General features: G+C 65.8%; 30 protein-coding genes. All 30 read right to left on the bottom strand.

Annotated elements, in window-relative coordinates; all coding sequences use genetic code 11:
- Positions 1 to 8: 8 nt before the first annotated feature.
- Positions 9 to 812: a type I methionyl aminopeptidase gene (gene map / locus LDL49_RS25060; protein ID WP_225293927.1), complete on the bottom strand. Its 804-nt coding sequence runs from the start codon at positions 810 to 812 to the stop codon at positions 9 to 11.
- Between the two features lie 109 nt (positions 813 to 921).
- Positions 922 to 1572: an adenylate kinase gene (locus tag LDL49_RS25065; protein ID WP_225293929.1), complete on the bottom strand. Its 651-nt coding sequence runs from the start codon at positions 1570 to 1572 to the stop codon at positions 922 to 924.
- On the bottom strand, positions 1572 to 2882 hold the full coding sequence (gene secY / locus LDL49_RS25070) for a preprotein translocase subunit SecY (protein ID WP_225293931.1): 1311 nt from the start codon (positions 2880 to 2882) through the stop codon (positions 1572 to 1574). The genes LDL49_RS25065 and secY overlap by 1 nt, the downstream gene beginning before the upstream one ends.
- A 169-nt stretch (positions 2883 to 3051) precedes the next feature.
- Positions 3052 to 3507, bottom strand: a complete 456-nt coding sequence (gene rplO / locus LDL49_RS25075; protein WP_225293933.1) for a 50S ribosomal protein L15 — start codon at positions 3505 to 3507, stop codon at positions 3052 to 3054.
- A 2-nt stretch (positions 3508 to 3509) separates the two neighbouring features.
- On the bottom strand, positions 3510 to 3692 hold the full coding sequence (gene rpmD / locus LDL49_RS25080) for a 50S ribosomal protein L30 (protein WP_080043226.1): 183 nt from the start codon (positions 3690 to 3692) through the stop codon (positions 3510 to 3512).
- Positions 3693 to 3694: 2 nt separating this feature from the next.
- Positions 3695 to 4324 (bottom strand): 30S ribosomal protein S5, encoded by a 630-nt coding sequence (gene rpsE, locus LDL49_RS25085; RefSeq protein ID WP_049572667.1) that lies wholly within the window; start codon positions 4322 to 4324, stop codon positions 3695 to 3697.
- Positions 4325 to 4351: 27 nt separating this feature from the next.
- Entirely contained in the window at positions 4352 to 4735 is a 384-nt protein-coding gene (gene rplR, locus LDL49_RS25090; RefSeq protein WP_225293936.1) for a 50S ribosomal protein L18, read from the bottom strand.
- A gap of 2 nt (positions 4736 to 4737) precedes the next feature.
- Positions 4738 to 5280 carry a 50S ribosomal protein L6 gene (gene rplF, locus LDL49_RS25095; RefSeq protein ID WP_225293938.1) on the bottom strand — a complete coding sequence of 181 codons (543 nt, stop codon included), beginning with the start codon at positions 5278 to 5280 and terminating at the stop codon, positions 4738 to 4740.
- A gap of 16 nt (positions 5281 to 5296) precedes the next feature.
- A complete protein-coding gene (rpsH, locus tag LDL49_RS25100; protein WP_192789898.1) occupies positions 5297 to 5695 on the bottom strand; it encodes a 30S ribosomal protein S8 in 399 nt (132 codons plus the stop codon).
- 168 nt (positions 5696 to 5863) lie between these two features.
- Positions 5864 to 6049, bottom strand: coding sequence for a type Z 30S ribosomal protein S14 (locus LDL49_RS25105; RefSeq protein ID WP_090769707.1), 186 nt, complete (start codon positions 6047 to 6049; stop codon positions 5864 to 5866).
- Between the two features lie 2 nt (positions 6050 to 6051).
- The gene (rplE, locus tag LDL49_RS25110; protein ID WP_225293940.1) at positions 6052 to 6627 is read right to left on the bottom strand and encodes a 50S ribosomal protein L5; all 576 of its coding nucleotides are present in this window, start codon (positions 6625 to 6627) and stop codon (positions 6052 to 6054) included.
- Positions 6627 to 6929, bottom strand: coding sequence for a 50S ribosomal protein L24 (gene rplX / locus LDL49_RS25115; protein ID WP_225293984.1), 303 nt, complete (start codon positions 6927 to 6929; stop codon positions 6627 to 6629). The genes rplE and rplX overlap by 1 nt, the downstream gene beginning before the upstream one ends.
- Before the next feature lie 8 nt (positions 6930 to 6937).
- Positions 6938 to 7309 carry a 50S ribosomal protein L14 gene (gene rplN, locus LDL49_RS25120; protein WP_225293942.1) on the bottom strand — a complete coding sequence of 124 codons (372 nt, stop codon included), beginning with the start codon at positions 7307 to 7309 and terminating at the stop codon, positions 6938 to 6940.
- Between the two features lie 192 nt (positions 7310 to 7501).
- Positions 7502 to 7798, bottom strand: a complete 297-nt coding sequence (gene rpsQ / locus LDL49_RS25125) for a 30S ribosomal protein S17 (protein ID WP_214633181.1) — start codon at positions 7796 to 7798, stop codon at positions 7502 to 7504.
- Complete coding sequence (gene rpmC, locus LDL49_RS25130) at positions 7791 to 8027, bottom strand: 50S ribosomal protein L29 (protein ID WP_214633180.1); 237 nt, start codon at positions 8025 to 8027, stop codon at positions 7791 to 7793. Before rpmC ends, rpsQ begins: the two co-directional genes overlap by 8 nt.
- Positions 8027 to 8446, bottom strand: a complete 420-nt coding sequence (gene rplP, locus LDL49_RS25135; RefSeq protein ID WP_214633179.1) for a 50S ribosomal protein L16 — start codon at positions 8444 to 8446, stop codon at positions 8027 to 8029. Before rplP ends, rpmC begins: the two co-directional genes overlap by 1 nt.
- 2 nt (positions 8447 to 8448) lie before the next feature.
- Positions 8449 to 9309, bottom strand: coding sequence for a 30S ribosomal protein S3 (rpsC, locus tag LDL49_RS25140; RefSeq protein ID WP_225293944.1), 861 nt, complete (start codon positions 9307 to 9309; stop codon positions 8449 to 8451).
- Positions 9309 to 9662, bottom strand: a complete 354-nt coding sequence (gene rplV / locus LDL49_RS25145) for a 50S ribosomal protein L22 (RefSeq protein ID WP_219539598.1) — start codon at positions 9660 to 9662, stop codon at positions 9309 to 9311. The genes rpsC and rplV overlap by 1 nt, the downstream gene beginning before the upstream one ends.
- Before the next feature lie 32 nt (positions 9663 to 9694).
- The gene (gene rpsS, locus LDL49_RS25150; RefSeq protein ID WP_225293946.1) at positions 9695 to 9973 is read right to left on the bottom strand and encodes a 30S ribosomal protein S19; all 279 of its coding nucleotides are present in this window, start codon (positions 9971 to 9973) and stop codon (positions 9695 to 9697) included.
- A gap of 11 nt (positions 9974 to 9984) precedes the next feature.
- Complete coding sequence (gene rplB / locus LDL49_RS25155) at positions 9985 to 10821, bottom strand: 50S ribosomal protein L2 (RefSeq protein WP_225293948.1); 837 nt, start codon at positions 10819 to 10821, stop codon at positions 9985 to 9987.
- A gap of 104 nt (positions 10822 to 10925) precedes the next feature.
- A complete protein-coding gene (gene rplW / locus LDL49_RS25160; RefSeq protein ID WP_221519391.1) occupies positions 10926 to 11228 on the bottom strand; it encodes a 50S ribosomal protein L23 in 303 nt (100 codons plus the stop codon).
- Positions 11228 to 11905 carry a 50S ribosomal protein L4 gene (gene rplD / locus LDL49_RS25165; RefSeq protein ID WP_225293950.1) on the bottom strand — a complete coding sequence of 226 codons (678 nt, stop codon included), beginning with the start codon at positions 11903 to 11905 and terminating at the stop codon, positions 11228 to 11230. Before rplD ends, rplW begins: the two co-directional genes overlap by 1 nt.
- Entirely contained in the window at positions 11902 to 12555 is a 654-nt protein-coding gene (gene rplC, locus LDL49_RS25170; protein WP_225293952.1) for a 50S ribosomal protein L3, read from the bottom strand. Before rplC ends, rplD begins: the two co-directional genes overlap by 4 nt.
- 14 nt (positions 12556 to 12569) lie before the next feature.
- On the bottom strand, positions 12570 to 12878 hold the full coding sequence (gene rpsJ / locus LDL49_RS25175) for a 30S ribosomal protein S10 (protein WP_012887830.1): 309 nt from the start codon (positions 12876 to 12878) through the stop codon (positions 12570 to 12572).
- A 271-nt stretch (positions 12879 to 13149) separates the two neighbouring features.
- Positions 13150 to 14343, bottom strand: a complete 1194-nt coding sequence (gene tuf / locus LDL49_RS25180) for an elongation factor Tu (protein WP_225293953.1) — start codon at positions 14341 to 14343, stop codon at positions 13150 to 13152.
- 151 nt (positions 14344 to 14494) lie between these two features.
- A complete protein-coding gene (gene fusA, locus LDL49_RS25185) occupies positions 14495 to 16594 on the bottom strand; it encodes an elongation factor G (RefSeq protein ID WP_225293955.1) in 2100 nt (699 codons plus the stop codon).
- Between the two features lie 39 nt (positions 16595 to 16633).
- Positions 16634 to 17104, bottom strand: a complete 471-nt coding sequence (gene rpsG, locus LDL49_RS25190) for a 30S ribosomal protein S7 (RefSeq protein WP_138670613.1) — start codon at positions 17102 to 17104, stop codon at positions 16634 to 16636.
- A gap of 2 nt (positions 17105 to 17106) precedes the next feature.
- On the bottom strand, positions 17107 to 17481 hold the full coding sequence (rpsL, locus tag LDL49_RS25195; protein WP_214633169.1) for a 30S ribosomal protein S12: 375 nt from the start codon (positions 17479 to 17481) through the stop codon (positions 17107 to 17109).
- 567 nt (positions 17482 to 18048) lie between these two features.
- Positions 18049 to 21924, bottom strand: a complete 3876-nt coding sequence (locus LDL49_RS25200) for a DNA-directed RNA polymerase subunit beta' (protein WP_225293957.1) — start codon at positions 21922 to 21924, stop codon at positions 18049 to 18051.
- Between the two features lie 17 nt (positions 21925 to 21941).
- The coding region (locus tag LDL49_RS25205) for a DNA-directed RNA polymerase subunit beta (RefSeq protein WP_443689883.1) at positions 21942 to 22541 on the bottom strand (600 nt) is incomplete at its 5' end.

The raw sequence follows: 22541 nt of genomic DNA on the forward strand, positions 1-22541 counted from the left end.
CGGCTCGTCTACGGCTGCGCCAGGCGCTCTTTGCCCCCATCGAGAGCGGTAAGCACCCAAGGACCATTATGTGTCACCGCGACGCTGTGTTCGAAGTGTGCGGACTGCTTGCCGTCGATCGTCACGACGGTCCAATCGTCGGCCAGTACGCGGGTGCGCTCCGTGCCCAGGTTGACCATGGGCTCGATGGCCAGGCACATCCCGGCCTCCAGCACGGGTCCCCTGCCAGGACGGCCGTGGTTGGCGATCCAGGGGTCCATGTGCATCTCGGTGCCGATGCCGTGGCCGCCGTACTCGGGCGGAATGCCGAAGCGGCCCTGCGACTTGACGTAGCGCTCCACCTCGTACCCGATGTCCGACAGGTGGCGGCCGACGGTCAGCGCGGCGATGCCGCGCCACATCGACTCCTCGGTGATCCTCATGAGCTCGGTGAGCTTCGGGTCCACCTCCCCCACCGGCACCGTGACCGCCGAGTCGCCGTGCCAGCCGTCGAGGATGGCCCCGCAGTCGATGGAGATGACGTCGCCTTCGCGCAGCGCGCGGGCGCCCGTCGGGATGCCGTGGACCACTTCCTCGTTGACCGAGGCGCAGATCGTGGCGGGAAACCCCTGGTAGCCCTTGAACGACGGGATGGCGCCCTCATCCCTGATCGCCTTCTCGGCGATGGCGTCGAGGTCCAGGGGCGTCATCCCCGGCTCGACGGAGCGCTTCAACAGGTCGAGCGTTCGCCCGACCACCAGACCGGCCGCCCGCATCTTGTCGAGCTGCTCGGGCGTCTTGATCTGGATTCCATGCCGGTTCTTCTTGAACACGTGTGGCACCCCCCGGGGTCTCAACGGGCCGATGTGGGAGCCCAATTCCCTCACAATAGCCGCGAGGTGGCACGGAAATCCGTGCCACCTCCGCAGTCGGCCATCGGGCTTACCCCATGAAAGGGCGGATGGCCTCCATGGCCCGCTGGGTGACCTCCTCGACCGGACCGGTCGCGTCGACACCCACGAGGATGCCCTCGTCCGCGTAGTAGGACACCAGCGGCGCCGTCTGCTCCTGGTAGACCTCCAGGCGATGCCTGACCGTCTCCTCTTTGTCGTCGTCACGCTGGAACAGCGTGCCGCCGCAGGCGTCGCACCGGTCGTCCTTCTTGTCATCGAACTCGACGTGCCAGATGCGGCCGCACTGGCTACAGGTGCGGCGGCCGGCCAGCCGCCTGACCACCTCGTCGTCGTCCACTACCAGCTCCAGGACCAGGTCGAGCGCCTGGCCCCACTCCTTCAGCATGTCGCGCAGGATCTCGGCCTGAGCGACGTTCCTGGGGAAGCCGTCGAGCAGGAAGCCGTCCTGCGCGTCGTCCTCGGCGAGACGGTCACGGACCATGGCGATGGTGACCTTGTCGGGCACCAGGTCGCCGCGGTCCATGAACGTCTTGGCGAGCTTGCCGAGCTCCGTGCCCCCGGAGACGTTGGCACGGAAGATGTCACCTGTCGAGATCTTCGGGATGGACAGGTTCGACGCGATGTACTGGGCCTGTGTCCCCTTACCCGCTCCGGGGGGCCCGACCAGAACGAGACGCACTACCGCAGGAAGCCTTCGTAATTACGCTGCTGCAACTGGCTCTCGATCTGCTTGACCGTGTCCAGGCCGACGCCAACCATGATCAGAATGCTCGTCCCTCCGAACGGGAAGTTCTGGCTCGCTCCGGCCACCGCGAGCGCGACGATCGGGATCATGGCGATCAGACCCAGATAGAGCGCGCCGGGGGCGGTCAGACGGGTGAGCACGAAACTCAGGTATCCAGCCGTCGGCCGTCCCGGGCGGATGCCCGGAATGAACCCACCGTACTTCTTCATGTTGTCGGCCACTTCAGTGGGGTTGAAAGTGATGGACACGTAGAAGTAGGTGAAGAACACGATCAGGACGAAGAACGTGATCATGTAGATGGGCGTGTCGCCCTTGGTGAGGTTCGCGGAGATCCACTGCACGACCGCGTTGGGGTTCTCCGCGTTGGCGAACAGCGAGGTCAGCAGCTGCGGCAGATAGAGCAGCGAGGACGCGAAGATGACCGGGATGATGCCGGCCTGGTTGACCTTCAACGGGATGTAGGTGGACGTGCCGCCGTACATCCTGCGTCCGACCATCCGCTTGGCGTACTGCACCGGAATGCGGCGCTGCGCCTGCTCGACGAAGACCACGGCGGCGATCATGAAGACGCCTACCACCATGACGACGGCGAAGGTGAACTTGTTGGCCTGGAAGATGCTGGCCAGCTCGGACGGGAAGACCGCGACGACCTGCGTGAAGATGAGGATCGACATGCCGTTGCCCACACCACGGTCGGTGATGAGCTCGCCCAGCCACATGATGACCGAGGTGCCGGCCGTCATGATGACGACCATCGTGACGATCATGAAGATGTTGTCGGGGTCGAGCAGGACGTCCTTGTCACAACCCTGGAAGAGCTGCCCGGAGCGCGCCAGCGCGATGAACGCCGTCGACTGCAGGATGCCCAGACCGATCGTCAGATAACGCGTATATTGTGTGATCTTCGTCTGACCGGCCTGCCCCTCCTTCTTGAGGGCTTCGAGGCGTGGGATCACGACGACGAGAAGCTGGAGAATGATGCTGGCGGTGATGTACGGCATGATGCCCAGTGCGAACACCGACAACTTCAGGAGCGCGCCGCCGCTGAACAGCTGCACCATCCCGTAGATATTGCCGTTTTCACCGTTGCGGACCTGATCAAAACAGGACGCAAGGTTCTGGACGTGAACTCCCGGAGTCGGAAGAACCGAGCCGAGTCGGAACAGCGCGATGATGCCCAGAGTGAAGAGCAACTTCTTGCGCAGATCCGGCGTCCGGAACGCCCGGGTAAACGCGGTCAGCACGGTCCCTCCTGCGCGCCTATAAGGCGGTGTGAGTATGCGATGGTGCGGGGATCTGCCATCAGAAGTCTCAGGTCAAAACGAGCCGGACAGAATCCTGCCGTCTCGCGAACTCTAACGCACTACGGGCGTGGGGGCCCATGGTCGGAGCCCCCACGCCTCGTAATAGCTCTTACAGCTCGGTAACGGAACCCCCAGCAGCGGCGATTTTCTCCTTCGCGGCGGACGAGAAGGCATGCGCCTGCACGTTGACCGCGACCGAGATCTCGCCGGTGCCGAGAACCTTCACCAGCTGGTTCTTGCGGACAGCACCCTTGGCGACCAGCGTCTCGACGGTGACCTCGCCACCCTCGGGGAACAGTTCGCCGATCTTGTCCAGGTTGACGACCTGGTAGGTCGTCTTGAACAGCGCGTTGGAGAAGCCCTTGAGCTTCGGCAGACGCCTCTGCAGCGGCACCTGGCCACCCTCGAAACCGAGGGGGACCGTCGTACGGGCGTGGCTGCCCTTGGTGCCGCGACCGGCCGTCTTACCCTTGGACGCCTCGCCACGACCCTTGCGGATCTTGGCCTTGTTGGCGCCGGGAGCCGGACGCAGGTCGTGAATCTTGAGCGGAGCCTTGTCAGTCATGACTAGTCGACCTCTTCCACCTCGACGAGGTGCGTCACCACGGAGACCATGCCGCGAATCTCGGGCCGGTCCTCCTTGACGACGACATCGCCGATTCGCTTCAGGCCAAGCGAACGCAGCGAGTCACGCTGGTTCTGCTTGCCACCGATCTTCGAGCGAACCTGAGTGATCTTCAGGCGTGCCATGACTAGCTCACCGCCTTGGCGGCCGCCGCTTCGGCGATGCCTTCGCGCTGAGCCTTCAGCATCCGGGCCGGAGCGACGTCCTCGATCGGCAGACCGCGGCGGGCGGCGATCTCCTCGGGCCGGGAAAGACCCTTCAGAGCCGCCACCGTGGCGTGCACGATGTTGATCGGGTTGTCCGAGCCGAGCGACTTGGACAGGACGTCGTGGATGCCGGCGCACTCCAGAACGGCGCGCACCGGGCCACCGGCGATGACGCCGGTACCGGCGGAGGCCGGACGCAGGAAGACGACACCGGCCGCCTCCTCACCCTGCACGGTGTGCGGGATGGTGCCCTGGATCCTCGGGACCTTGAAGAAGTGCTTCTTGGCCTCTTCGACGCCCTTGGCGATGGCCGCGGGGACTTCCTTGGCCTTGCCATAGCCGACGCCGACCAGGCCGTTGCCGTCACCGACGACGACGAGGGCGGTGAAGCTGAAGCGACGACCACCCTTCACGACCTTGGCCACTCGGTTGATCTTCACTACGCGCTCGATGTACGAGACGCCCTTGTCGGCGGCGCCACCGCGGCGATCGTCACGACGGTCCCGCCGCTCGCCACCGGTGCCGCCACCGCGACGCGGAGCTGCAGCCATCAGTGGTTCCTCATCTCAGTTGCCATATCAGAACTCGAGCCCACCTTCGCGGGCGCTGTCCGCCAGAGCGGCGATGCGCCCGGCGTAGCGGTTGCCACCACGGTCGAACACGACCGCCGTGATCCCGGCTTCCTTGGCCCGCTGAGCGAGGAGCTCGCCGACCTTCTTGGCCTTCTCGGTCTTGTCAGCCTCGAGCGTGCGCAGCGCGGAGTCCATGGTGGACGCGCTCACCAGCGTGTGGCCGACGGAGTCGTCCACGATCTGCACGAACAGGTGACGAGTCGAACGGTTGACGACCAAGCGCGGACGCGCGGCCGTACCGACGACGTTCTTGCGGACGCGGCGGTGACGGCGGGCCCGCGAGACGGTGCGGGCAGCCGTGTGCTTGCCGAACGCAGTCTTCGGAGCCATGCCTACTTACCAGCCTTTCCGACCTTGCGGCGGATCTGTTCGCCCTGGTAACGCACGCCCTTGCCCTTGTACGGGTCAGGCTTGCGCAACTTGCGGATGTTGGCCGCGACCTCGCCGACCTTCTGCTTGTCGATGCCGTCCACGTGGAACAGGGTCGGCTTCTCGACGCGGAAGGTGACGCCCTCGGGGGCGTCGACGATGACCGGGTGACTGAAGCCCAGTGCGAACTCCAGCTGCGTCGGGCCCTTGGCCTGAACGCGGTAACCGACGCCGACGATCTCCAAGGTCTTGGAGTAGCCCTGCGTGACGCCCTGCACCATGTTGGCGATCAGCGTCCGGGACAGGCCGTGCAGCGCACGGACCTTGTTCTCGTCGTTGGGCCGGGTGACGGCGATAGCGCCGTCGTCATCGCGACCCACCGTGATGGGATCCGCGACTGTATGAGAAAGCGTGCCCTTCGGGCCCTTGACCTGGACATCCTGGCCGCTGATCGCGATGTCAACGCCGCTCGGCACAGGGATGGGCAGCCGTCCGATTCTCGACATGCTGTGTTCCTCCCCTCTACCAGACGTAGGCGAGGACTTCCCCGCCCACGCCACGCTTGCCGGCCTGCTTGTCGGTCATGAGACCGGCGGACGTCGAGATGATCGCGACACCCAGCCCTCCCAGAACGCGAGGCAGGTTGTCCTTCTTCGCATACACCCGCAGACCGGGCTTCGACACCCGGCGCAGACCCGCGAGCGACCGCTCACGGGTAGGCCCGAACTTGAGCTCCACCACGAGGTTCTTGCCAACCTTGGCGTCTTCGACGGTCCAAGCCTGGATGTAACCCTCCTGCTGGAGGATCTCGGCGATGTGCGCCTTGATCTTCGAATACGGCATGGTCACGCTGTCGTGATACGCCGAGTTCGCATTACGCAGACGCGTCAGCATGTCTGCGATCGGGTCGGTCATCGTCATGGCCAGTGGCCTTCCTCGCCGCGGTTTCCAGTCGGTGAAGCAGAGCTCTACCGGTGGACCTTCGGCGCGGTCATGGGTGCTCTCTGGGAGAGCACCCGGTTTGACAGTTCTACATATGTACGGCGAGCAGCCCCCACGGGGGCGACACATGGCCGCCCCCTAGGGTAACTACCAGCTGGACTTGGTGATGCCGGGCAGCTCGCCCCGGTGCGCCATCTCACGGAAGCACACGCGGCAGAGCCCGAACTTGCGGTAGACGGCGCGGGGCCGGCCACAACGCGTGCAGCGGGTGTACGCCCGGACTTCGAACTTCTGCTTACGCCCTGCCTTGGCGATCAGCGACTTCTTCGCCATGATCAGGCCTCCTTGAAGGGGAACCCGAGGAGCTTCAGCAGCGCCCGGCCCTGGTCGTCGGTCTTCGCGGTGGTCACTACCGTGATGTCCATGCCCCGCGGCCGGTCGACCTTGTCCTGGTCGACCTCGTGGAACATGACCTGCTCGGTCAGACCGAACGTGTAGTTGCCGTTGCCGTCGAACTGCTTGGGCGACAGGCCACGGAAGTCCCTGATGCGGGGCAGCGCCAGCGACAGCAGCCTGTCGAGGAACTCCCACATCCGGTCGCCGCGGAGCGTGACGTGCGCGCCGATCGGCATGCCCTCGCGCAGCTTGAACTGGGCGATGGACTTGCGCGCCCGGACGACGGCCGGCTTCTGGCCGGTGATCACGGTGAGGTCGCGAACAGCGCCCTCGATGAGCTTCGAGTCGCGAGCCGCCTCGCCGACACCCATGTTGACCTTGATCTTCACCAGGCCGGGGATCTGCATGACGTTCTCGATGCCGAAGTCCTCGCGAAGCTTGGCCGCGATCTCCTCGCGGTACTTCGTCTTGAGGCGCGGCGTCGGACGCTCGGTCTCAGTGGTCGTGGCAGTCATCAGCTGTCCTCACCCGTCTCGTCGGCCTTGTCCTCGGCCTTCTTGTCGGCGGGCTTGTCCTCGCGCTTCTCGTCCTTGAGCTTCTTCACGTTGCTCACGTGGATGGGAGCCTCCATGGTCTGCACGCCGCCGGTCTTGGCGCCACGCGGGCCCTGGTGGGTCTCCTTGGTGTGCTTCTTGATCATGTTGACGCCCTCGACCACCACGCGGTCTTCCCGCGGGAGGGTGGCGATGACATGACCCTTGGCACCCTTGTCCTTGCCGGTGATGACCTGGACGAGGTCACCCTTCTTCACATGCAGCTTCGGCATTACAGCACCTCCGGCGCGAGCGAGATGATGCGCATGAACTTCTTGTCGCGCAGCTCACGGCCCACCGGGCCGAAGATACGGGTGCCACGAGGGTCACCGCTGTCCTTGATGATGACGGCGGCGTTCTCGTCGAAGCGGATGTAGGAGCCGTCCGGCCGGCGGCGCTCCTTGGCCGTGCGGACGATGACGGCCTTGACCACGTCGCCCTTCTTGACGCCGGTGCTACCGGGCAGGGCATCCTTGACGGTGGCGACGATGACGTCGCCGATACCGGCGTAGCGTCGGCCCGAGCCACCGAGAACGCGGATGCAAAGAATCTCCTTGGCACCCGTGTTGTCGGCGACCTTGAGCCGCGACTCCTGCTGGATCACTGTTTTCTCCTGATTAGTCGCGCCGGTTCTCGTCGTTGCCGAGCCTGGCGGAACTTGTATGGTCTTTTTCCTCCGGCCACAGCCCTGGAGCCGCACCGCAGGCGACACGAGGCCGGAGCCTCGCGTCCTTGGACACCGTCATGGGGGCCTGGAAGCCCCCACGAGGCGCGTTATATCCGAGAAGCCGTTAGATTACTTGGCCTTCTCGAGGATCTCCACGACCCTCCACCGCTTGGTGGCGGAGAGGGGGCGGGTCTCCATCAGCAGCACGCGGTCGCCGACGCCACAGGCGTTGGCCTCGTCGTGCGCCTTGTACTTGGTCGTACGGCGGATGACCTTGCCGTACAGCCGGTGCTTGACCCGGTCCTCGACGGCGACGACGACGGTCTTGTCCATCTTGTCGCTGACGACCAGGCCCTCACGGACCTTGCGGAAGTTCCGCGAGTCGTCGTTCGTCTCGGTGGTCTCTGTGGTCTCGGTCTCAGCCATCGCTCGTCTCCTTCTCGACCGTGATGATGCCAAGCTCGCGCTCGCGCATCACGGTGTAGATACGGGCGATCTCGCGGCGGACGGCGCGCAGCCGCCCGTGGCTCTCCAACTGTCCGGTCGCTGCCTGGAAGCGGAGGTTGAACAGCTCCTCCTTGGCTTCCTTGAGCTTCTGGACCAGGGTGTCCTCGTCCTCGACTCGCAGCTCGCCGGCGGTCAGGCCCTTAGCCATCACGCCTCACCAACTTCACGCTTAACGATCTTGCACTTCATGGGCAGCTTGTGGATCGCGCGAGTGAGCGCCTCGCGGGCAACCGACTCGGCGACACCGGAAAGCTCGAACATGACGCGACCCGGCTTGACGTTGGCGATCCACCACTCGGGCGAACCCTTACCGGAACCCATGCGGGTCTCAGCCGGCTTCTTGGTCAGCGGGCGGTCGGGGTAGATGTTGATCCACACCTTTCCACCACGCTTGATGTGACGGGTCATCGCAATACGAGCCGACTCGATCTGGCGGTTGGTCACGTAGGAGTGCTCAATCGCCTGGATGCCGAACTCGCCGAACACGACCCTGGTGCCGCCCTTGGCGGCACCGCTGCGGTCGGGCCGGTGCTGCTTGCGGTGCTTGACCCTGCGCGGGATCAGCATGGTCAGCTCCCTTCAGCACCCGGCTGCGCAGCCGGGCCGGTCTCGGGGGCAGCCTGAGAGGCCGCCTCAGTCCTGGGGGCGCGGTCGCCACGACCGCCACCGCGACGGGCGCCACCGGCGCCACCACGGCGCGGACGGTCGCCGCCGCCACCGCCGCCGCCGCCACCGCGACGGTCGTCACGGTCACGACGCTGGCCGGCACGGGCGCCGGCAGCGGCCGCCTCGCGCTCGGCGCGGCTGGTGGGGGCCTCGCCCTTGTAGATCCACACCTTCACGCCTATGCGGCCGAAGGTGGTGCGGGCCTCGTAGAAGCCGTAGTCGATGTCCGCGCGGAGCGTGTGCAGCGGCACCCGGCCCTCGCGGTAGAACTCCGACCTCGACATCTCGGCGCCGCCAAGACGACCGGAGCACTGCACCCGGATGCCCTTGGCGCCGCTCTTCATGGCCGACTGCATCGCCTTGCGCATGGCGCGGCGGAACGAGACACGGCTGGAGAGCTGCTCGGCGACACCCTGCGCGACGAGCTGGGCGTCGATCTCGGGGTTCTTCACCTCGAGGATGTTGAGCTGGACCTGCTTCTTGGTCAGCTTCTCCAGGTCGCCACGGATCCGGTCGGCCTCCGCGCCGCGACGGCCGATGACGATGCCCGGCCGGGCGGTGTGGATGTCGACCTGGACGCGGTCGGTCGTGCGCTCGATCTCCACCTTGGAGATACCGGCCCGCTCCATGCCCTTCTGCAGCATGCGACGGATCGACACGTCCTCGGCGACGTACGACTTGTACAGCTTGTCGGCGTACCACCGGCTCTTGAAGTCGGTCGTGATGCCGAGGCGGAACCCGTGCGGGTTAACCTTCTGGCCCACTATCGGGTCCTTCCCTTCGGCTCGCGGGACTCCACGATCACGGTGATGTGGCTCGTCCGCTTGTTGATCCGATAGGCACGACCCTGGGCACGCGGACGGAACCGCTTCAGCGTCGGGCCCTCGTCGACCCACGCCCGGCTCACGAAGAGCGTCTGGGGGTCGAGATCGAAGTTGTGCTCTGCATTTGCCATGGCGCTCGAGAGCACCTTGTAGATCGGCTCGCTCGCCGACTGGGGAGCGAACTGCAGCACGGCCTGCGCCTCCGAAGCGGGCAGCCCGCGAATAAGGTCCACCACGCGGCGGGCCTTGAGGGGCGTGACGCGGACGAACCGCGCCTGAGCCCTGGCTTCCATCGCTTACTCCTCTTAACTGCTTCTGAAGGCGTCTATCGCCGGCTGCGGCGATCTTCCTTGACGTGGCTGCGGAAGGTGCGCGTCGGGGCGAACTCTCCCAGCTTGTGGCCGATCATCGACTCGGTGACGAACACCGGGACGTGCTTGCGGCCGTCGTGTACGGCGATCGTGTGCCCGAGCATGTCAGGCACGATCATGGAGCGCCGCGACCACGTCTTGATAACGGTCTTGGTGCCCTTCTCGTTCTGGGCGTCCACCTTCTTGGCGAGGTGGCCGTCCACGAAGGGACCCTTCTTAAGGCTACGTGGCATATCGGCTGCTCCTACCGCTTCTTCCTCTTGCTCCGGCGGCGGATGATCAGCCGGTCGCTGGACTTGTTGGCCTGGCGGGTGCGGCCCTCAGGCTTGCCCTTCGGGTTCACCGGGTGGCGACCACCGGAGGTCTTACCCTCACCACCACCATGCGGGTGGTCAACGGGGTTCATGGCGACACCACGGACGGTCGGGCGCTTGCCCTTCCACCGCATACGGCCGGCCTTGCCCCAGTTGATGTTGGCCTGCTCGGCGTTGCCGACCTGACCCACCGACGCCCGGCAGCGCACGTCGACCATGCGCATTTCGCCGGACGGCATACGCAGCGTGGCGTACTGGCCTTCCTTGGCGAGCAGCTGGATCTGAGCGCCCGCGGAGCGACCGAGCTTGGCGCCGCCGCCCGGACGGAGCTCCACCGCGTGGATGAAGGTACCCGTCGGGATGTTGCGCAGCGGCAGGCAGTTGCCCGGCTTGATGTCGGCCCCGGCGCCGTTCTCGATGCGGTCGCCCTGCTTGAGGCCGGTCGGCGCGATGATGTAGCGCTTCTCGCCGTCGGCGTAGTGCAGCAGAGCGATGTTGGCGGTGCGGTTGGGGTCGTACTCGATGTGAGCGACCTTCGCCGGAATGCCGTCCTTGTCATGCCTACGGAAGTCAATGATCCGGTAGGCGCGCTTGTGACCGCCGCCTTGGTGGCGCGCGGTGACCCGGCCGTGTACGTTGCGGCCGCCCTTGCCATGAAGGGGCGCAAGCAACGACTTCTCGGGCGTGCTGCGGGTGATCTCGGAGAAGTCCGAGACACTCGAGCCGCGGCGACCCGGAGTCGTCGGCTTGTACTTACGGATGCCCATCTTTTTCGTTCATCCTTCGTCGGTTACATGGGTGAGCCCGCCGCACGGGCGTGCGACGGTCTCGACCCCTGGCAAGCCGTACGGCCCGCCTACTTCTATGGCTGCTAGCCGATCTGACCGAAGATGTCGATCCGATCGCCCTCGACCAGGCTCACAATCGCGCGCTTGGTGTCGGGACGCTTGCCGAAACCGGTGCGGGTGCGCTTGCGCTTGCCCTGCCGGTTGATCGTGTTCACGCTGGTGACCTTGACCCCGAAGATCTGCTCGACGGCGATCTTGACCTGGGTCTTGTTCGCGGTCTTCTTCACCAGGAACGTGTACTTGTTGTTCTCATCGATCAGGCCGTAGCTCTTCTCAGAGACGACCGGCTTGATGATGACGTCGCGCGGGTCGGCGATCTTCTCCATCAGGCGTCTGCCCCTTCACTCGAATTGGCCGACCCTGCCGACAAACGCGCCACGACCTGGTCGTACGCCTCCTGGGTGAAGACCACGTCGTCGTGGCAGAGCACGTCGTAGGTGTTGAGCTGCCCGGAGTCCAGCAGGTGGACCTCGGGAGCGTTGCGCAGGCTCAGCCAGGTCAGCTCGTCGGCCTCGTCGACGACGAGGAGGACGGTCCTGGACTGGGTGATCTTACGCAGGGCCTCGAGAGCCGCCTTGGTCTTCGGCGTCTCGCCGGTGACCAGACCGCTCACCACGTGCACGCGACCGCCGCCGGCCCGGTCCGACAGGGCGCCACGCAGGGCGGCGACCTTCATCTTCTTGGGCGTCCGCTGCGAGTAGTCGCGCGGCACCGGGCCGTGGACGACGCCACCACCGGTGAACTGCGGCGCGCGGGTCGAGCCCTGACGGGCGCGACCGGTGCCCTTCTGGCGATACGGCTTCTTGCCGCCGCCCCTGACCTCACCACGGGTCTTGGCCTTGTGGGTGCCCTGCCGGCGAGCGGCGAGCTGGGCCACGACCACCTGGTGGATCAGCGGAATGTTGACCTTGGCGCCGAAGATGTCTTCGGGCAGGTCGACGGTGCCGGCCTTGCTACCGCTGGCGTCGAGGACGTCAATGCTGTTTACGCGATTGCTGGTCACTTGGCAGCCCCCTTCTTAGCAGCGGTACGGACGAGGACCAGGCTGCCGTTGGCGCCGGGGATCGCACCCTTGATCAGGATGAGACCGTTCTCGACGTCGATGGCGTGAACCTTGAGGCTCTGCACGGTGGTGCGGACGTTACCCATCCGGCCAGCCATGCGCAGACCCTTGAATACGCGGCCCGGGGTGGCGCAGCCACCGATGGAACCCGGCGAGCGGTGCTTGCGCTGCGTACCGTGCGACGCGCCCAGACCCTTGAAGCCGTGCCGCTTCATGACGCCCGCGAAGCCCTTGCCCTTGCTCTTGCCCGTCACATCGACGAACTGGCCGGCCTCGAAGGTGTCGGCCAGCAGCTCCTGGCCCAGGGTGTAGTCGCTCGCGTCGTCGGTGCGGATCTCCGCGAAGTAACGGCGCGGGGTGATGTCGTGCTTACGCAGGTAGTCGCCGAGCGGCTTGTTGACCTTCCGCGGGTCGACCTGTCCGAAGCCGAGCTGAACGGCGGAATAGCCATCCTTGTCGGCGGTGCGGACCCTGGTCACCACGCACGGACCGGCCTCCACCACGGTCACCGGAACCATCCGGTTGTCCGCGTCGAAGACCTGGGTCATGCCGAGCTTCTTGCCCAGGACGCCCTTGATCGTCTTAGCCATGTCAGTGCGTTCCCTCAGAGCTTGATCGAAATGTCGACGCCCGCGGGGAGGTCGAGCCGCATGAGCGAGTCGACGGTCTTGGGCGTCGGGTCGATGATGTCAATCAGCCGCTTGTGCGTGCGCATCTCAAAGTGCTCGCGGCTGTCCTTGTACTTGTGCGGCGAGCGGATGACGCAGTACACGTTCTTCTCGGTCGGCAGCGGCACCGGGCCCGCGACCTTCGCGCCAGTCCGCGTCACCGTCTCGACGATCTTCTTGGCCGAGCTGTCGATGACCTCGTGGTCATAGGCCTTAAGCCGGATGCGGATCTTTTGTCCCGCCATAGTGGCCTCGGTGTCCTTCGCTGTCGTCTGAAAAAGTATCGTGCGGCCTGTTGCCGCTGTTCGTGCAGGTCGAACCCGCACGGCCCCACGTGACAGACGTTTTCGATCTGCCGTTTTCTTCCGTGATCCGGCAGTTACTTCGGTCACTCCGAAGCCACTGCGAGATCACGGCTTTCCCGTGGAGCCTGAGGGCGGAAGCCGTAGGGACTCCTGCCCTCGTGGCGCGGCGGTCGGCCTTCTTACGAGGGCCGACCGCCGCCCCGCGATCGTACTACTTGATGATCTTGACGACCCGGCCGGCGCCGACGGTGCGGCCACCCTCACGGATCGCGAACTTCAGACCGTCCTCCATGGCGATGGGCTGGATCAGCTCAACGCGCATTTCGGTGTTGTCGCCCGGCATGACCATCTCGGTGCCCTCGGGGAGGTGCACGACACCGGTCACGTCAGTCGTACGGAAGTAGAACTGCGGGCGGTAGTTGTTGAAGAACGGCGTGTGGCGGCCGCCCTCGTCCTTCGACAGGATGTAGACCTGGCCGTCGAACTCGGTGTGCGGGGTGGTCGTGCCCGGCTTGATGATGCACTGGCCGCGCTCGACGTCGTCGCGCTTGATACCACGGAGCAGCAGCGCGGCGTTGTCGCCCGCGTGACCCTCGTCGAGCATCTTGTTGAACATCTCGATGCTGGTGACGGTGGTGGTCGTCTTCTCCGGCTTGATGCCGATGATGTCGACCTGCTCGTTGATCTTGACGACACCGCGCTCGATACGGCCGGTGACGACCGTGCCACGACCGGTGATCGAGAAGACGTCCTCGACCGGCATGAGGAACGGCTTGTCCGTCTCACGGGGCGGCTCGGGCACGTTCTCGTCGACCGCGTTCATCAGCTCGATGATGCTGTCGGCCCACTTCGAGTCGCCCTCGAGAGCCTTGAGCGCGGAGACGCGGACGACCGGCAGGTCGTCGCCGGGGAACTCCTGAGCGGACAGGAGCTCACGGACCTCGAGCTCGACGAGCTCCAGGATCTCCTCATCGTCGACCATGTCGGCCTTGTTGAGGGCCACGACGATGTAGGGGACGCCGACCTGGCGGGCCAGGAGGACGTGCTCCTTCGTCTGCGGCATCGGGCCGTCAGTGGCGGCGACCACGAGGATCGCACCGTCCATCTGCGCGGCACCGGTGATCATGTTCTTCACGTAGTCGGCGTGACCGGGGCAGTCCACGTGGGCGTAGTGGCGCTTCTCGGTCTGGTACTCGACGTGCGCGATGGAGATCGTAATTCCGCGGGCCTTCTCCTCGGGCGCCTTGTCGATCTTGTCGAACGGCGTCGCCTTGTTCAGCTCGGGGAAACGGTCGTGAAGCACCTTGGTGATCGCCGCGGTGAGCGTGGTCTTACCGTGGTCGATGTGCCCAATGGTGCCGATGTTCATGTGCGGCTTGTTCCGCTCGAACTTGGCCTTGCCCACTGGTTCTCTCCTTGAGAATCTGTCTGACTTTCGTCTAACACACTCGGGCCCGGGTGATCCCGAACCCCTAGGCGGTGGGGCGGCTCGCACCGCCCCACCAGAGGCCGAAGCCCCTTGACGGCTTGGCGAGGCCCAGCCGGGGGTCCCGGGACTATTCGCCCCGGGCCTTCGCGACGATCTCCTTGGCGATGCCCGGGGGCACCTCCGAGTAGGAGTCGAACTGCATGCTGTAGCTCGCGCGCCCCTGCGTCTTGCTACGCAGGTCGCCCACGTAGCCGAACATCTCAGAAAGCGGTACGAGCGCCGAGACGACACGGGCGCCTGCCCGCTCGTCCATCGCCTGGATCTGCCCGCGGCGACCGTTGAGGTCACCGATGACGTCACCCATGTAGTCCTCGGGCGTGGTGACCTCGACGGCCATCATCGGCTCGAGGAGTACAGCATCGGCCTTGCGAGCGGCCTCCTTGAAGGCCATCGAGCCGGCGATCTTGAAGGCCATTTCCGAGGAGTCGACGTCGTGCGCGGCACCGTCGATGAGCGTCACCTTCACGCCCACCATCGGGTAGCCGGCCAGCACGCCGAACTCGGCGGCCTCCTGAGCACCCGCGTCGACCGAGGGGATGTACTCCCTCGGGACACGGCCACCGGTGACCTTGTTCTCGAACTCGTAGCCGTCGTTGCCTTCGCCCAGCGGCTCGAGCTTGATGATGACCCGCGCGAACTGGCCGGACCCACCCGTCTGCTTCTTGTGGGTGTAGTCGACCTTGTCCACCGTGCGGCGGATGGTCTCGCGGTAGGCCACCTGCGGACGACCGACGTTGGCCTCGACCTTGAACTCGCGACGCATGCGGTCGACGAGGATCTCCAGGTGAAGCTCGCCCATGCCCCAGATGACCGTCTGGCCGGTCTCCTCGTCACGACGGACCTGGAAGGACGGGTCCTCCTCGGCCAGCCGCTGGATCGCGGTCGACAGCTTCTCCTGGTCGCCCTTGGTCTTGGGCTCGATCGCGACGTTGATGACCGGAGCCGGGAACGTCATCGACTCGAGCACGACCTGGTTGGCCGGGTCGGACAGGGTGTCGCCGGTCGTGGTGTCCTTGAGACCCATGACGGCGACGATCTGACCGGCGGAGGCCACCGGGCGCTCCTCACGCTTGTTCGCGTGCATCTGGTAGATCTTGCCGATCCGCTCCTTCTTGCCCTTCACCGAGTTCACGACCTGTGAACCCGCCTCGAGCGTGCCGGAGTAGATGCGGATGTAGGTGATCTTGCCCAGGTGCGGGTCGCTCGCGATCTTGAAAGCGAGAGCGGAGAACGGCTCGGTCGGGTCCGCGTGACGTACGACGACCTTGTCCTCGTTGCCGACCGCGTGGCCCTCGAAGGCCGGGATGTCGGTCGGCGCGGGGAGGTAGGCGACCACCGCGTCGAGCAGGGGCTGCACGCCCTTGTTCTTGAACGCGGTGCCGGTGAGAACCGGGTTGATGGCGCTGGCCAGCGTCGCGCGGCGGATGGCCGCGACCAGCTGCTCCTCGGTGGGCTCGATGGCCTCGAGGAAGAGCTCCATCATCTCGTCGTCGTTCTCGGCGACGGTCTCGACGAGCTTGTCACGCCACTCGCGAGCGGCTTCGGCGTGGTCGGCCGGGATGTCGACGACGTCGTACATCTCGCCCTTGGCCGCGTCCTCGCTCCAGAGCAGGCCCTTCATCTTCACCAGGTCGATGACGCCGCGGAAGCCGGCCTCAACGCCCCAGGGAAGCTGGATGACCGCGGGAGTCGCGGCAAGACGGGTGACCATCATGTCGACGCAGCGGTGGAACTCCGCGCCGACGCGGTCCATCTTGTTCACGAAGCAGATGCGGGGGACGTTGTAGCGGTCGGCCTGACGCCACACCGTCTCCGACTGCGGCTCGACGCCCGCGACACCGTCGAACACGGTGACCGCACCGTCGAGGACACGAAGGTTGCGCTCGACCTCGATGGTGAAGTCGACGTGGCCCGGGGTGTCGATCAGGTTGATCGTGTGACCGGCCCACTCGCAGGTCGTCGCGGCAGACGTGATCGTGATACCACGCTCCTGCTCCTGCTCCATCCAGTCCATGGTGGCTGCGCCGTCGTGGACTTCACCGATCTTGTAGTTGATGCCGGTGTAGAACAGGATGCGCTCAGTCGTGGTGGTCTTACCCGCGTCAATATGGGCGATGATCCCGATGTTCCGGACCTTCGCCAGGTCAAGGGCGGTCGTTGCGGCCACTTCTCTCGCGTCCTCGTCGTCTCGTCGAACCCGCCGGGGTTACCAGCGGTAGTGGGCGAAGGCCTTGTTGGACTCGGCCATCTTGTGGGTGTCCTCGCGCTTCTTGACGCTCGCCCCGAGGCCGTTGCTGGCGTCGAGGAGCTCGTTCATGAGGCGCTCGGTCATGGTCTTCTCGCGGCGGGCGCGGGAGTACTGCACCAGCCAGCGCAGGGCCAGGGTCGTGCTGCGCGCGGCGCGCACCTCGACCGGCACCTGGTAGGTCGCGCCACCAACGCGACGGCTGCGAACCTCGAGGGTCGGCTTGACGTTGTCAAGCGCGCGCTTCAGGGTGACGACCGGGTCGTTGCCCGTCTTGTCCCTGCAGCCCTCAAGGGCGCCGTACACGATCGACTGCGCGATGGAACGCTTGCCGTCCAGGAGCACCTTGTTGATCAGAGCGGTGACCAGGGGCGAGCTGTAAACCGGGTCAGACATGAGCTGACGGCGGCCGGGAGAACCCTTGCGAGGCATAGTTAGCTCTTCTCCCTCTTCGCGCCGTACTTGCTGCGAGCCTGCTTGCGGTTGCGGACACCCTGGGTGTCCAGCGAACCGCGAATGATCTTGTAGCGGACACCCGGCAGGTCCTTCACACGACCGCCGCGCACGAGCACGATGGAGTGCTCCTGCAGGTTGTGGCCCACACCCGGGATGTACGCCGTGACCTCGATGCCGTTGGTGAGCCGCACACGGGCCACCTTGCGCAGTGCCGAGTTGGGCTTCTTGGGGGTCGTGGTGTAAACGCGCTGGCATACACCTCGCCGCTGCGGATTCGCCCTTAGGGCAGGAGTCTTGGTCTTGGCGACCTTGTCCTGCCGGCCCTTGCGGACCAACTGCTGAATAGTGGGCACTGCCACTCCGTTTCGTGCCTTGGCCGGTAATACGTCTGGTGTTCATTCGCAGGTTCTGCCGGTGTCATGACCTGCTGGTTTTCCCCGTCTCGGCGCCCCCGCGCTCGGGCGTGTCGCGCACTTCGCACAGACACATCCGCAGGGACTTAGAGCCAGGAAGCCGTCCGGCGCTCCTGTATATGAGCGCACAGCCGAGAGCCCGCTAACGACGGGCACGATGCTCTAGACTACCCAGGCCCACGCGACACGTCAAAGCAGCGCGACAAAGCGGACAACGCTTCTGCCACTACTGCTGGTCGCTGGGCCTCTTCGATGCATGCCCGGCTACTGCTCCGCGCCTATCATATCCGGCCTGCGGAGTGGTTGGTCGCGGTTCCCCGGGACGCCGCGCGCAGCGCTGCATCGGCGCACCGGGCCCCTGGACCGCCCGGGCAGTCCCGGCCACCCTCCCACCACCCGGACGGCCCAGAGGGCGCACGTAGCGGCGCACAGGTCGGTAAAGGAGCGGGCAGACAAAAGCACCGCGCCCGGATCGCGGAGATCCGGGCGCGGTGCTTCAAAGAGCGACTAGCGGTTGTACTGCCCGAAGTCGTACTCCTCCAGCGGAACGGCCTCGCCGCTACCGGTGCCGAAGGTGTAGTCGGCCGCGGAACCGTCGTATCCGCCGACGGTGTACATGGCCGCCTTGGCCTCTTCGGTCGGCTCGACCCGGATGTTGCGGTATTGGGGCATGCCCGTACCGGCCGGGATGAGCTTACCGATGATGACGTTCTCCTTCAGGCCCAGGAGCGAGTCGGACTTGGCGTGGATCGCCGCGTCCGTCAGGACCCTGGTCGTCTCCTGGAAGGAGGCCGCCGACAGCCACGACTCGGTGGCGAGCGACGCCTTCGTGATGCCCATGAGCACCGGACGGCCGGCGGCCGGAGAGCCACCTTCCGCCACCGTCTCGCGGTTCATCTGCTCGAAGCGCGGGCGCTCGACGAGCTCGCCGGGCAGCAGGTCGGTCTCGCCGGACTCCAGCACGTTCACGCGCTTGAGCATCTGCCGCACGATGATCTCGATGTGCTTGTCGTGGATCGACACACCCTGCGAGCGGTAGACCTGCTGGACCTCCGCCACCAGGTGCAGCTGCACGGCCCGCGGGCCGAGGATGCGCAGCACCTCGTTGGGGTTGACCGCACCGGCGACCAGCTGCTGGCCGACCGTCACACGCTGGCCGTCGGAGACCTGCAGGCGCGAACGCATCGAGACCGGGTAGGCGATCTCCTCCGAGCCGTCGTCAGGAGTGATGACGAGCTTCCGGGACTTGTCGGTCTCGTCGATGCGGACCCTGCCCTCGGCCTCGGAGATCGGGGCGACACCCTTGGGGATGCGCGCCTCGAAGAGCTCCTGGACACGGGGCAGACCGTGGGTGATGTCCGCGCCAGCCACACCACCGGTGTGGAAGGTACGCATCGTCAGCTGCGTGCCCGGCTCACCGATCGACTGGGCGGCGATGATGCCGACCGCCTCGCCGACGTCGACGAGCTTGCCGGTCGCCAGCGAGCGGCCGTAGCAGGTCGCGCAGACGCCGATCTTGGCCTCGCAGACGAGCGCGCTCCGCGTGCGGACGGTCGCGATGCCGGCCTCGACCAGCGCGGTGACGTGGATGTCGTTGATGTCGACACCCGCCGCCACGATGACCTTGCCGTCGACCTCGACGTCCTCGGCCAGGATGCGGCCGTGCACGTTGGACTCGGCGTTCTCCGCCTTGACCAGGTTGCCCGAAGAGTCCCGCTCGCCGACGTGCAGCGGGACCGCGCGGTCGGTGCCGCAGTCGATCTCACGCACGATGACGTCCTGCGCGACGTCCACCAGACGACGGGTCAGGTAACCCGAGTCGGCGGTACGCAGGGCGGTGTCGGCCAGACCCTTCCGCTGTCCGTGGGTGGAGATGAAGTACTCCAGCACCGACAGGCCCTCGCGGAACGAGGCCTTGATCGGACGCGGGATCGTCTCACCCTTGGTGTTGGACACCAGGCCACGGATGCCGGCGATCTGACGCACCTGCATCTTGTTGCCTCGGGCACCGGAGTTGACCATCATCCAGACCGGGTTGGTCGCCGGGAAGGCGTTGACCATGTCGGTCTCGACGTCGGCCGTGGCGTGCGTCCAGATCTCGATGAGCTCCTGACGGCGCTCCTCGTCGGTGATCAGGCCGCGCTCGTACTCGCGCTGGACCTTGTCGGCCCGGCGCTCGTAGTTCTCCATGATGTCGGCCTTGTTCGGCGGCGCGACGACGTCGTCGATCGAGATCGTGACGCCGGAACGGGTCGCCCAGCGGAAGCCGGCGTCCTTGAGCGCGTCGAGCGAGTTGGCCACGTCGACCTTGGGGTAGGTCTCGGCCAGCTCGTTCACGATCGTGGACAACTGCTTCTTGCCGACCTGGAAGTTGACGAACGGGTAGCTCGCCGGGAGCGTCTGGTTGAACAGGCACCGGCCGAACGTCGTCTCCAGGCGGATCGGGTCACCCTGCTCCCAGCCCTCCGGCGCGACCCACTCACGGGGCGGCAGGACGTCCTTGAGCCTGATCTGGATCTTCGCCTGAATGTCCAGCTCGTGGCGGTCGAAGGCCATCTGGGCCTCGGCGATCGAGCCGAAGACCCGGCCCTCACCCGTGGCGCCGTCCTTGTGGGTGGTCAGCCAGTAGAGGCCGATGACCATGTCCTGGGTGGGCATCGTCACGGGCTTGCCGTCGGCCGGCTTGAGGATGTTGTTGGTCGAGAGCATCAGGATGCGTGCCTCGGCCTGGGCCTCAGCCGACAGCGGCAGGTGCACGGCCATCTGGTCGCCGTCGAAGTCCGCGTTGAACGCGGTGCAGACGAGCGGGTGGATCTGGATGGCCTTGCCCTCGACCAGCTGCGGCTCGAACGCCTGGATGCCCAGGCGGTGGAGCGTCGGAGCGCGGTTGAGCAGCACGGGGTGCTCGGTGATGACCTCTTCGAGCACGTCCCACACGACCGGACGGGCCCGCTCGACCATCCGCTTGGCCGACTTGATGTTCTGGGCGTGGTTGAGATCGACCAGCCTCTTCATCACGAACGGCTTGAACAGCTCCAGCGCCATCTGCTTGGGCAGACCGCACTGGTGCAGCTTGAGCTGCGGGCCGACGACGATGACCGAACGGCCGGAGTAGTCGACTCGCTTGCCCAGCAGGTTCTGGCGGAAACGACCCTGCTTGCCCTTCAGCATGTCGCTGAGGGACTTGAGCGGACGGTTGCCGGGACCGGTGACCGGGCGACCACGACGGCCGTTGTCGAACAGCGCGTCGACGGCCTCCTGGAGCATCCGCTTCTCGTTGTTCACGATGATCTCGGGGGCGCCGAGGTCGAGCAGACGCTTGAGGCGGTTGTTCCGGTTGATGACCCGGCGGTAGAGGTCGTTCAGGTCGGAGGTCGCGAACCGGCCACCGTCGAGCTGCACCATCGGGCGCAGGTCCGGCGGGATGACCGGAATGCAGTCGAGCACCATGCCGCGCGGCGAGTTGGTGGTGTTGAGGAACGCCGACACGACCTTGAGCCGCTTGAGCGCGCGGGCCTTCTTCTGGCCCTTGCCGCTGCGGATCGTCTCGCGCAGGTTCTCAGACTCGACGTCGAGGTCGAAGCTGATCAGGCGGTCCTGGATCGCCTGCGCGCCCATGCCGCCCTTGAAGTAGCGGCCGAAGCGGTCGCGCATCTCGCGGTAGAGCAGCTCGTCGCCCTCAAGGTCCTGGACCTTGAGGTTCTTGAAGCGGCTCCAGACCTCGTCGAGCCGGTCCAGCTCGCGCTGGGCCCGGTCGCGAAGCTGACGCATCTCGCGCTCGGCGCCCTCACGAACCTTGCGGCGCTGGTCGCCCTTGGCGCCCGCGGCCTCAAGCTCGCCCAGGTCGCCTTCGAGCTTCTTCTGCCTGGCCTCGACGTCGGCGTCACGGCGCTGCTCGATGTGCTGCCGCTCGACGGAGATCTTCGCCTCCAGCGACGGCAGGTCACGCTCACGCATCTCGGTGTCGACATGCGTGATCATGTACGCCGCGAAGTAGATGACCTTCTCCAGGTCCTTCGGGGCGAGGTCGAGCAGGTAGCCAAGGCGCGACGGGACGCCCTTGAAGTACCAGATGTGCGTGACGGGCGCGGCCAGCTCGATGTGGCCCATCCGCTCACGACGCACCTTGGCGCGAGTCACCTCGACGCCACAGCGCTCACAGATGATGCCCTTGAACCGGACGCGCTTGTACTTGCCGCAGTAGCACTCCCAGTCGCGGGTCGGACCGAAGATCTTCTCGCAGAAGAGCCCGTCCTTTTCCGGCTTGAGGGTGCGGTAGTTGATGGTCTCTGGCTTCTTCACCTCGCCATGCGACCACTGACGGATGTCGTCGGCCGTCGCGAGGCCGATCCTGAGCTCGTCGAAGAAGTTGACGTCTAGCATTTTCTGCGATCTCCCCCTCAGACTTCTTCCACGCTGCTCGGCTCACGCCGGGACAGATCGATGCCGAGCTCTTCCGCGGCGCGGAAGACGTCCTCGTCGGTGTCGCGCATCTCGATGGACATGCCGTCGCTGGAGAGCACCTCGACATTCAGGCACAGCGACTGCATTTCCTTGATGAGGACCTTGAAGGACTCGGGAATTCCCGGCTCGGGGATGTTCTCGCCCTTGACGATCGCCTCGTAGACCTTCACGCGGCCCAGGACGTCGTCGGACTTGATCGTCAGCAGCTCCTGGAGGGCGTAGGCGGCGCCGTAGGCCTCCAGAGCCCACACCTCCATCTCACCGAAGCGCTGGCCACCGAACTGGGCCTTACCGCCGAGCGGCTGCTGGGTGATCATGGAGTAGGGGCCGGTCGAACGTGCGTGGATCTTGTCGTCGACCAGGTGGAGCAGCTTGAGGATGTAGATGTAGCCGACCGAGATCGGGTACGGGAACGGCTCGCCGGAGCGGCCGTCGAACAGCCGGGCCTTCCCGCTGTGCTGAACCAGCCGATCCCCGTCACGGTTGGGAATCGTGCTGTCGAGGAGGCCGACGATCTCTTCCTCGTGGGCGCCGTC

Source organism: Nonomuraea aurantiaca (genome assembly GCF_020215705.1).
GTDB lineage: Bacteria > Actinomycetota > Actinomycetes > Streptosporangiales > Streptosporangiaceae > Nonomuraea > Nonomuraea aurantiaca.

Coding starts and splice junctions, on each gene's coding strand:
- rplO (WP_225293933.1), bottom strand. CDS start 3,507: ATGACTGACAAGGCTCCGCTCAAGATTCACGACCTGCGTCCGGCTCCC.
- rpmD (WP_080043226.1), bottom strand. CDS start 3,692: ATGGCACGCCTGAAGATCACTCAGGTTCGCTCGAAGATCGGTGGCAAG.
- rpsE (WP_049572667.1), bottom strand. CDS start 4,324: ATGGCTGCAGCTCCGCGTCGCGGTGGCGGCACCGGTGGCGAGCGGCGG.
- rplR (WP_225293936.1), bottom strand. CDS start 4,735: ATGGCTCCGAAGACTGCGTTCGGCAAGCACACGGCTGCCCGCACCGTC.
- rplF (WP_225293938.1), bottom strand. CDS start 5,280: ATGTCGAGAATCGGACGGCTGCCCATCCCTGTGCCGAGCGGCGTTGAC.
- rpsH (WP_192789898.1), bottom strand. CDS start 5,695: ATGACGATGACCGACCCGATCGCAGACATGCTGACGCGTCTGCGTAAT.
- LDL49_RS25105 (WP_090769707.1), bottom strand. CDS start 6,049: ATGGCGAAGAAGTCGCTGATCGCCAAGGCAGGGCGTAAGCAGAAGTTC.
- rplE (WP_225293940.1), bottom strand. CDS start 6,627: ATGACTGCCACGACCACTGAGACCGAGCGTCCGACGCCGCGCCTCAAG.
- rpsQ (WP_214633181.1), bottom strand. CDS start 7,798: ATGGCTGAGACCGAGACCACAGAGACCACCGAGACGAACGACGACTCG.
- rpmC (WP_214633180.1), bottom strand. CDS start 8,027: ATGGCTAAGGGCCTGACCGCCGGCGAGCTGCGAGTCGAGGACGAGGAC.
- rplP (WP_214633179.1), bottom strand. CDS start 8,446: ATGCTGATCCCGCGCAGGGTCAAGCACCGCAAGCAGCACCGGCCCGAC.
- rplV (WP_219539598.1), bottom strand. CDS start 9,662: ATGGAAGCCAGGGCTCAGGCGCGGTTCGTCCGCGTCACGCCCCTCAAG.
- rpsS (WP_225293946.1), bottom strand. CDS start 9,973: ATGCCACGTAGCCTTAAGAAGGGTCCCTTCGTGGACGGCCACCTCGCC.
- rplB (WP_225293948.1), bottom strand. CDS start 10,821: ATGGGCATCCGTAAGTACAAGCCGACGACTCCGGGTCGCCGCGGCTCG.
- rplW (WP_221519391.1), bottom strand. CDS start 11,228: ATGGAGAAGATCGCCGACCCGCGCGACGTCATCATCAAGCCGGTCGTC.
- rplC (WP_225293952.1), bottom strand. CDS start 12,555: ATGGCTAAGACGATCAAGGGCGTCCTGGGCAAGAAGCTCGGCATGACC.
- rpsJ (WP_012887830.1), bottom strand. CDS start 12,878: ATGGCGGGACAAAAGATCCGCATCCGGCTTAAGGCCTATGACCACGAG.
- rpsG (WP_138670613.1), bottom strand. CDS start 17,104: ATGCCTCGCAAGGGTTCTCCCGGCCGCCGTCAGCTCATGTCTGACCCG.
- LDL49_RS25200 (WP_225293957.1), bottom strand. CDS start 21,924: ATGCTAGACGTCAACTTCTTCGACGAGCTCAGGATCGGCCTCGCGACG.